General features: G+C 66.0%; 8 protein-coding genes. 6 read left to right on the forward strand and 2 right to left on the reverse strand.

Annotated elements, in window-relative coordinates; genetic code table 11:
* From AC1DOC_RS11610 to ntrC, 6 genes are all read left to right on the forward strand, one after another.
* Positions 1-476, forward strand: a 476-nt coding sequence (locus AC1DOC_RS11610; protein ID WP_478129824.1) for an EI24 domain-containing protein, incomplete at its 5' end; no start/stop codon positions are given.
* Positions 473-1273: a competence/damage-inducible protein A gene (locus AC1DOC_RS11615; RefSeq protein WP_018903079.1), complete on the forward strand. Its 801-nt coding sequence runs from the start codon at positions 473-475 to the stop codon at positions 1271-1273. The genes AC1DOC_RS11610 and AC1DOC_RS11615, both read left to right, overlap by 4 nt.
* 146 nt (positions 1274-1419) lie before the next feature.
* A complete protein-coding gene (gene glnA / locus AC1DOC_RS11620) occupies positions 1420-2835 on the forward strand; it encodes a type I glutamate--ammonia ligase (protein WP_012746775.1) in 1416 nt (471 codons plus the stop codon).
* Positions 2836-3046: 211 nt separating this feature from the next.
* A complete protein-coding gene (locus AC1DOC_RS11625) occupies positions 3047-3553 on the forward strand; it encodes a hypothetical protein (RefSeq protein ID WP_012746776.1) in 507 nt (168 codons plus the stop codon).
* Between the two features lie 4 nt (positions 3554-3557).
* Positions 3558-4637 (forward strand): nitrogen regulation protein NR(II), encoded by a 1080-nt coding sequence (gene glnL, locus AC1DOC_RS11630; protein WP_012746777.1) that lies wholly within the window; start codon positions 3558-3560, stop codon positions 4635-4637.
* Positions 4638-4660: 23 nt separating this feature from the next.
* Positions 4661-6196, forward strand: a complete 1536-nt coding sequence (gene ntrC, locus AC1DOC_RS11635) for a nitrogen regulation protein NR(I) (protein ID WP_018903077.1) — start codon at positions 4661-4663, stop codon at positions 6194-6196.
* A 140-nt stretch (positions 6197-6336) separates the two neighbouring features.
* On the opposite strand, the gene AC1DOC_RS11640 is transcribed toward ntrC, so the two are convergent.
* Both AC1DOC_RS11640 and xth read right to left on the reverse strand, forming a co-directional pair.
* The gene (locus AC1DOC_RS11640) at positions 6337-6849 is read right to left on the reverse strand and encodes a hypothetical protein (RefSeq protein ID WP_018903076.1); all 513 of its coding nucleotides are present in this window, start codon (positions 6847-6849) and stop codon (positions 6337-6339) included.
* Positions 6849-7556: exodeoxyribonuclease III (xth, locus tag AC1DOC_RS11645; RefSeq protein WP_478129825.1), on the reverse strand; the 708-nt coding region annotated here is incomplete at its 5' end. The genes AC1DOC_RS11640 and xth, both read right to left, overlap by 1 nt.

Here is a 7556-nt window from a genome sequence, read left to right on the forward strand (position 1 = left end):
GCCTCACGCTGCTGGCGCTGCTCGCGCTCGTGGTGTCGATGCCGCTCTGGCTCATTCCGCCGCTGGTGCTCATCTTGCCGCCGCTGATCTGGGGCTGGCTCACCTACCGCGTGATGAGCTTCGACGCGCTGGCCGAGCACGCGAGCCCCGAGGAGCGCGCCGCACTGCTGCGCGCGCACCGGCTGCCGCTGCTGTGCATCGGCGTGCTGTGCGGCTACCTGGGCGCGGCGCCCAGCATCGTCTGGGCCTCCGGCCTGCTGTTTGCCGCCGCCTTCTTCGTGCTGGTGCCGCTCGCGATCTGGATCTACACGCTGGTGTTTGCGTTTTCGGCGCTCTGGTTCGGCCACTACTGCCTCGACGCGCTGGCGCAGCTTCGCGCGCAACGCGGGGCCGCCGCAGCTTCTTCCGGTCCGCCCGGCGGCGCACCCGCGGCCGAGGCCGACCAGGCCCTTCTCTCCCAATGGAAATCCCCATGACCCGTGCATTCGGCCTGATCGTCGTCGGCGACGAAATCCTTTCCGGCAAGCGCGCCGACAAGCACATGCCCAAGGTCATCGAACTGCTCGCCGCGCGCGGCCTGCAGCTCGGCTGGGCCGAATACGTCGGCGACGTGCCCACGCGCATCACCGCCGCGCTCGGCCGGGCCTTCGCTTCGGGCGACATCGTCTTCTCGACCGGCGGCATCGGCGCCACGCCGGACGACCACACGCGCCAGTGCGCCGCGCAAGCCCTGCGGGTGCCGCTGGAACTGCATCCCGAGGCCGAACTGCTGATCCGCGAGCGCATGCAGGACACCGCGCGCGAGCAGGGCATTGCCTACGAGCCCGACCGCCCCGACAACATCCACCGCCTCAACATGGGCGTGTTCCCGAAGGGCGCCGAGATCATCCGCAACCCCTACAACAAGATCCCGGGCTTCAGCGTCGAGCACGTCCACTTCGTGCCGGGCTTTCCGGTCATGGCCTGGCCAATGATCGAGTCGGTGCTCGACAGCCGCTATGCGCACCTGTTCACCAGCGGCCAGTCGGCCGAGAAGTCGGTCATCGTGTTCGGCGCGATGGAGGCAACGCTCACGCCGCTGATGCTCGCGATCGAGACGGCGCACGCCGGCATCAAGGTGTTCAGCCTGCCGAGCGTCGACCATCCGCAGTACGGCCGCCACATCGAACTTGGCGTGAAAGGCGACCCCACCCGCCTGGACGCCGCCTACGCGCAGCTGATCGAGGGCCTGCACGCCTATGATGCGAAGCTTGGCCCGGAATTGGTGCGGTAGTTTTTATTGCACCAATTTGGTGATTATTCGCCTTTTTTTGGGGTTTGCGCCTGCCGTCGAAGCCTGTTCCCGAGCGGCGACAATGGCATAGAAACTGCATCCTCCGTCCCTGTATTCCTAACCACCATCCAACTCAGGAGAAACTGATGGCAAAGACCGTCGCCGATGTACTCAAGCTCGTCAAGGAAAACGAGGTCAAGTTCATCGACTTCCGCTTCACCGACACCCGCGGCAAAGAGCAGCACGTGACCGTGCCCGTCTCGGCTTTCGATGAAGACAAATTCACTTCGGGCCATGCTTTCGACGGCTCGTCCATCGCTGGCTGGAAGGGAATCGAGGCTTCGGACATGCAGCTCATGCCCGACCCGAACACCGCCAACATCGATCCCTTCTTCGAAGAAACGACGCTGATCCTGACCTGCGACGTGATCGACCCCGCCGACGGCAAGGCCTACGAGCGCGACCCGCGTTCGCTCGCCAAGCGCGCCGAGGCGTACATGAAGGCTTCGGGCCTGGGCGACACCGCCTACTTCGGTCCGGAACCCGAATTCTTCGTGTTCGACGGCGTGCGCTGGAAGAACGACATGTCGGGCTGCTTCGTGAAGATCGACTCCGAAGAAGCCTCGTGGAACACCGACAAGGAATACGAGCACGGCAACACCGGCCACCGTCCCGCAGTCAAGGGCGGCTACTTCCCGGTGCCCCCGGTCGACAGCTTCCAGGACATGCGCTCGGAAATGTGCCTGGTGCTCGAATCGCTCGGCATCCCGGTCGAAGTGCATCACCATGAAGTGGCCAACGCCGGCCAGATGGAGCTCGGCACCAAGTTCAGCACGCTGGTGCAGCGCGCCGACTGGGTCCAGCTGCAGAAGTACGTGATCCACAACGTGGCCCACGCCTACGGCAAGACCGCCACCTTCATGCCCAAGCCCATCGTCGGCGACAACGGCTCGGGCATGCACGTGCACCAGTCGGTCTGGAAGGACGGCAAGAACCTGTTCGCCGGCGACGGCTATGCGGGCCTGTCGGACTTCGCGCTGCACTACATCGGCGGCATCATCAAGCACGCCCGTGCACTGAACGCCATCACGAACCCCGGCACCAACAGCTACAAGCGCCTGGTGCCCGGCTTCGAAGCCCCGGTGAAGCTGGCCTACTCGGCCAAGAACCGCTCGGCCTCGATCCGCATTCCGTTCGTGGCCAACCCGAAGGGTCGCCGCGTCGAAGCGCGCTTCCCCGATCCGCTGATGAACCCGTACCTCGGTTTCGCTGCGCTCCTGATGGCCGGCCTCGACGGCGTGGAAAACAAGATCCATCCGGGCGAAGCCGCCAGCAAGGACCTGTACCACCTGCCGCCGGAAGAAGACGCGCTGATCCCGACCGTGTGCCACAGCCTCGACCAGGCGCTGGAATACCTCGACAAGGACCGTGCGTTCCTGACCAAGGGCGGCGTGTTCACCGATGCCTACATCGATGCGTACATCGAACTGAAGATGCAGGAAGTCACGCGCTTCCGCATGGCGACCCATCCGGTCGAGTTCGACATGTACTACTCGCTGTAATTGGCCCACCCCCGAAGCGGCTCACTTCGTGCAGCCGCCTCCCCCTCTAGGGGGCAACACCGGCGGCCCGGCGGAGCCGGTTCCGCGGTGTTGCTGGAAGGGAATCGAAAAGGACGGCTTGGCCGTCCTTTTTTACTGGCGCGGAACATCTTGTCACCAGTGGCGTCGAATTGCAGGAAAATGCACCTTTGTCGCGCCACTACCGATTCTCATGAAGACTGCTTCTCTCATTTTCCTGGCCGGTTCATTGTTGGTCGCCTTGCCTGCGCTCGCCCAGGAGCGCGTGTGGCGCTGCGGCAATGAATACACCAACAATTCGACCATCGCCCAGCAAAAGGGCTGCAAGGTCATGGAAGGCGGCAACGTCACCGTCGTGCAGGGCACCAAGCCCTCGGGCGGCGGTTCGGCTGGCGGCAACTCGGCGCCCGCAGCCTCTCGTGCGCCCGCGGGCAGTCCGCGCGTCGAAGGCGTCGACCAGCGCGCACGCGATGGCGAAGCCCGCTCGGTGCTCGAAGCCGAGCTCAAGAAGGCCGAGGCCCGCCAGGCGGAGCTGCAGAAGGAATACAACAACGGCGAGCCCGAGAAGCAGGGCAGCGAAGGCCGCAACTACCAGAAGTACCTCGATCGCGTGGCTGAAATGAAGGCAGAGCTGGCCCGCAATGAGAGCGACATCGCGGGCATACGCCGCGAACTCGGCCGCCTGCCGGCCAAGCAGTAGGGCCATGGCGTTCGGGAAGAAGGCGGCCGGCGCCACTCCGCGCTTTCAGTCCTTCGACCTGCTGTCCACGCTGATCGCGGTGGTCAGCACCAACGGTTCGGTGCTGTTTGCCAATGCGGCCCTCGAAGACGCGCTGGGCACCTCGCGCCGCACGCTCGAAGGCTCTCAGTTCGGTGCCTGCTTTCACGAGCCGCACGTGCTTCGCACCGCCATCGACGGTGCGCGCAGCAACGACTTCGCCACGCTGCGCTACGAGGCCTTCCTGCGCCGCGTCAATCATGAGCTGATGCCGGTGCAGGTCACGCTGGCGCAGGGCGACAAGACGGGCGAGCTCATCATCGAGATGTCGCCGCTCGAGCAGCAGGTGCGCCAGGACCGCGAGGAGCGCCTGCTCGACCAGGCGCAGGCCAACAAGGAGCTCATCCGCAACCTTGCGCACGAGATCAAGAACCCGCTCGGCGGCATCCGCGGCGCGGCGCAATTGCTGCAGATGGAGGTCGAATCGCGCGACCTCATCGAATACACGCAGGTCATCATCCACGAGGCCGACCGGCTGCAGACGCTGGTCGACCGGCTACTGGCACCGCACCGGCGCCCGCACGTGGTGGGCGACGTGAACATCCACGAAGTCTGCGAGCGCGTGCGCTCGGTCATTCTTGCGGAGTTTCCGCGCGACCTGCACATCGAGCGCGACTTCGACGTGTCGATTCCCGAATTCCGCGGCGACCGCGAGCAGCTCATCCAGGCCACGCTCAACATCGTGCACAACGCGGCGCAGGCCCTGGCCGAGCGCCGCGCCGCGGGCGATGCGCAGATCACTTTCAAGACCCGCATCGCCCGGCAGGTGATATTCAACAAGCAGTGGTATCGATTGGCACTGGAATTGCATGTCATCGACAATGGACCGGGTGTGCCGGACACGATCAAGGACCGCATCTTCTATCCGCTCGTCTCGGGCAGGGAGGGCGGGACCGGGCTTGGATTGACGCTTGCACAAACTTTCGTGCAACAGCATCACGGCGTGATCGAGTGCGACAGCGTCCCGGGCCGAACCGATTTCAAGATATTGATTCCGCTGCCCTAGCAGCCACGGCAACAAGGAGATGCATGAAGCCGATCTGGATAGTTGATGACGACCAATCGATCCGCTTCGTGCTGGAGAAGGCCCTTTTGCGCGAAGACCTGCCCACGCGCAGCTTCACCAACGCGCGCGAGGTGCTGGCCGCCCTCGAACTCGCCGACGACGATGAACAGCAGGGCCCCCAGGTCCTGGTGAGCGACATCCGCATGCCCGGCGGCTCCGGGCTCGACCTGCTCGACAAGATCAAGGCCAAGCACCCGGGCCTGCCCGTCATCATCATGACGGCGTTTTCCGACCTCGACAGCGCCGTTTCGGCGTTCCAGGGCGGTGCCTTCGAATACCTGCCCAAGCCCTTCGACCTGCCGCGCGCCGTCGAACTGATCCGCCGCGCCGTCGACGAAAGCCAGCGCGAGGAAGTGGCCGAGGAGCGCATGGTCGCCGCGCCCGAAATGCTGGGCCAGGCGCCCGCCATGCAGGACGTGTTCCGCGCCATCGGCCGGCTCTCRCAGAGCAACGTCACGGTGCTCATCACGGGCGAATCGGGCTCGGGCAAGGAACTGGTGGCGCGCGCGCTGCACAAGCATTCGCCGCGTGCCAACGGCCCCTTCGTGGCCATCAACACCGCGGCCATCCCCAAGGACCTGCTCGAGAGCGAACTCTTCGGCCATGAGCGCGGCGCCTTCACCGGCGCGCAGACCATGCGGCGCGGCCGCTTCGAGCAGGCCGAGGGCGGCACGCTCTTTCTCGACGAGATCGGYGACATGCCCTTCGACCTGCAGACGCGCCTCTTGCGCGTGCTGAGCGACGGGCACTTCTACCGCGTGGGCGGCCACAACTCGGTCAAGGCCAACGTGCGCGTGATCGCGGCCACGCACCAGGACCTCGAGCAGCGCGTGAAGCTCGGCGGCTTCCGCGAAGACCTGTTCCACCGCCTCAACGTGATCCGCCTGCGCCTGCCGGCGCTGCGCGAGCGCGGCGAAGACGTGCCGGCGCTCACGCGCCATTTCCTGCAGGTGAGCGCGCGCCAGCTCGGCGTCGAACCCAAGCGCATTTCCGATGCGGCGCTGGCCAAGCTGGCGTCGTTCAGCTTTCCGGGCAACGTGCGCCAGCTCGAGAACATCTGCCACTGGCTGACCGTGATGGCACCGGCCCAGCTGATCGAGGCCAAGGACCTGCCGCCGGAAGTCATGGCCGCGGCGGCCGGTGCGCCGGTGCAAGCCGCGGAAGGCACGGCCGCCACCGCGGTGCCCGTGCAAGCCGCACCGCTGCCGTCGCCCGGGCTCGAGCGCGAAGCGGCACCGGCGGCGGGCGGCGCTGCACCTGAAGCCACTGAAGGTTTGGTGGGCGCAAGCAGCTGGGAGAGCGGCCTGGAGATCGAAGCCCAGGCGCTGCTTGCGGCCGGGCGCACCGACGTCTGGGATGTGCTGTCGCGCCGTTTCGAGTCGCGGCTGATCCTCACGGCGCTGGCCAACACCCGCGGCCGACGGATCGAAGCCGCTCAGAAGCTGGGCATCGGCCGCAACACCATCACCCGCAAGATCCAGGAACTGGGCATCGAGTAGGGCTGCCTCGGATAGAGAGAGAGGGCAGCTGGCCCCTTCCAGGAACACCGCGGAACCGGCTTTGCCGGGCCGCTGGTGTTGCCCCCGGTAGGGGGTTGGCGCAGCGACACGAAGTGCGCGAAGACTGGGGGCGAGCCTACTTACCGGCTGCGCTGGCCCAGCGTCAGCGAGTCGAGCTGGAAGTTGCCGCTCTTGTCCCAGAGCCAGGTGTCCACGTAGGTGTGGCCGCCCAGGCGCCCCGGACTGGGCAGCGGGGACGCCGCCTTGATGAGTTCTGCAATCTTGCCCGGCACCTCGGGCGCATGGCTCGGCACGCGGCTGAAGGTGACGTTCTTGACGTTCCCTTCGGCATCGATATCGGTCTCGACCACCACCACCGCATAGACGAGCGGTGGGATCTTTCCCTTGTAGATGCGCTGCGGATAGGCCTTGTAGATCTGGCGCGCGCCGGTCTTGCGGTAGGCCCGCACGGCGGGCGTCTGCGCGGTGATCAGCCGCACGGTCGGCACGTCGCCCCTTGTGCCGGGCACTTCGTCGGTGGCGGTAGCGGGCGACTTGCCGTCGCCGGCCTTGTCCGCGGGCTTGAATGCGGAACAGGCGGCGAGCGCGAGCGCCGCCGCGATGATCGTGAGGGTGCGAAGGGTCATGGTCATCAAATTCCCTGGTCGAGATCGAGCACCACCGGTGCGTGGTCGCTCGGCTTTTCCCACTTGCGCGGCACGCGGTCGATGATGCAGCCCTTGGCGCGCGGCACCAGCGGCTCGCTCACCAGGATGTGGTCGATGCGCAGGCCCCGGTTCTTCTGGTAGCCGAGCATCCGGTAGTCCCACCACGAAAAGCTTTTCTCGGGTTGCTCGAAGAGGCGGAAGCTGTCGACCAGCCCCAACTGGAGCAGCGCCTTGAAATGCTCGCGCTCCTCGCTCGTGTGATGGATGGTTTCCGCCAGGCCCACGGGGTCGAAGCTGTCGCGGTCTTCGGGCGCGATGTTGAAGTCGCCCAGAAGCACCAGGTTCGGATGCGCCGCCATTTCGGCGCGCAGCCATTCGCGCAGCGCGCGCAGCCAGCCCATCTTGTATTCGAACTTGTCGGTGCCCGGCGCCTGGCCGTTGACGAAGTAGCCGTTCACGATGCGCAGCGGACCCGCCGGCGTTTCGACCGTGGCCGCGATCACGCGGGACTGGTCGTCGGTGAAGCCGCCGATGTTCCTTGCCACGTCGCGCATCGGCGCGAGGCTCAGGATGGCGACGCCGTTGTAGGTTTTCTGGCCGAACACGGCGGCCTCGTAGCCGGCGGACTTGAGCACGTCGAGCGGGAACTTGTCGTCGCTCATCTTGAGCTCCTGCAGGCACAGCACGTCGAC

This window comes from Variovorax sp. 01T439_2 (genome assembly GCF_056398445.1).

Coding starts and splice junctions, on each gene's coding strand:
- AC1DOC_RS11640 (WP_018903076.1), bottom strand. CDS start 6,849: ATGACCATGACCCTTCGCACCCTCACGATCATCGCGGCGGCGCTCGCG.
- AC1DOC_RS11615 (WP_018903079.1), top strand. CDS start 473: ATGACCCGTGCATTCGGCCTGATCGTCGTCGGCGACGAAATCCTTTCC.
- glnL (WP_012746777.1), top strand. CDS start 3,558: ATGGCGTTCGGGAAGAAGGCGGCCGGCGCCACTCCGCGCTTTCAGTCC.
- glnA (WP_012746775.1), top strand. CDS start 1,420: ATGGCAAAGACCGTCGCCGATGTACTCAAGCTCGTCAAGGAAAACGAG.
- AC1DOC_RS11625 (WP_012746776.1), top strand. CDS start 3,047: ATGAAGACTGCTTCTCTCATTTTCCTGGCCGGTTCATTGTTGGTCGCC.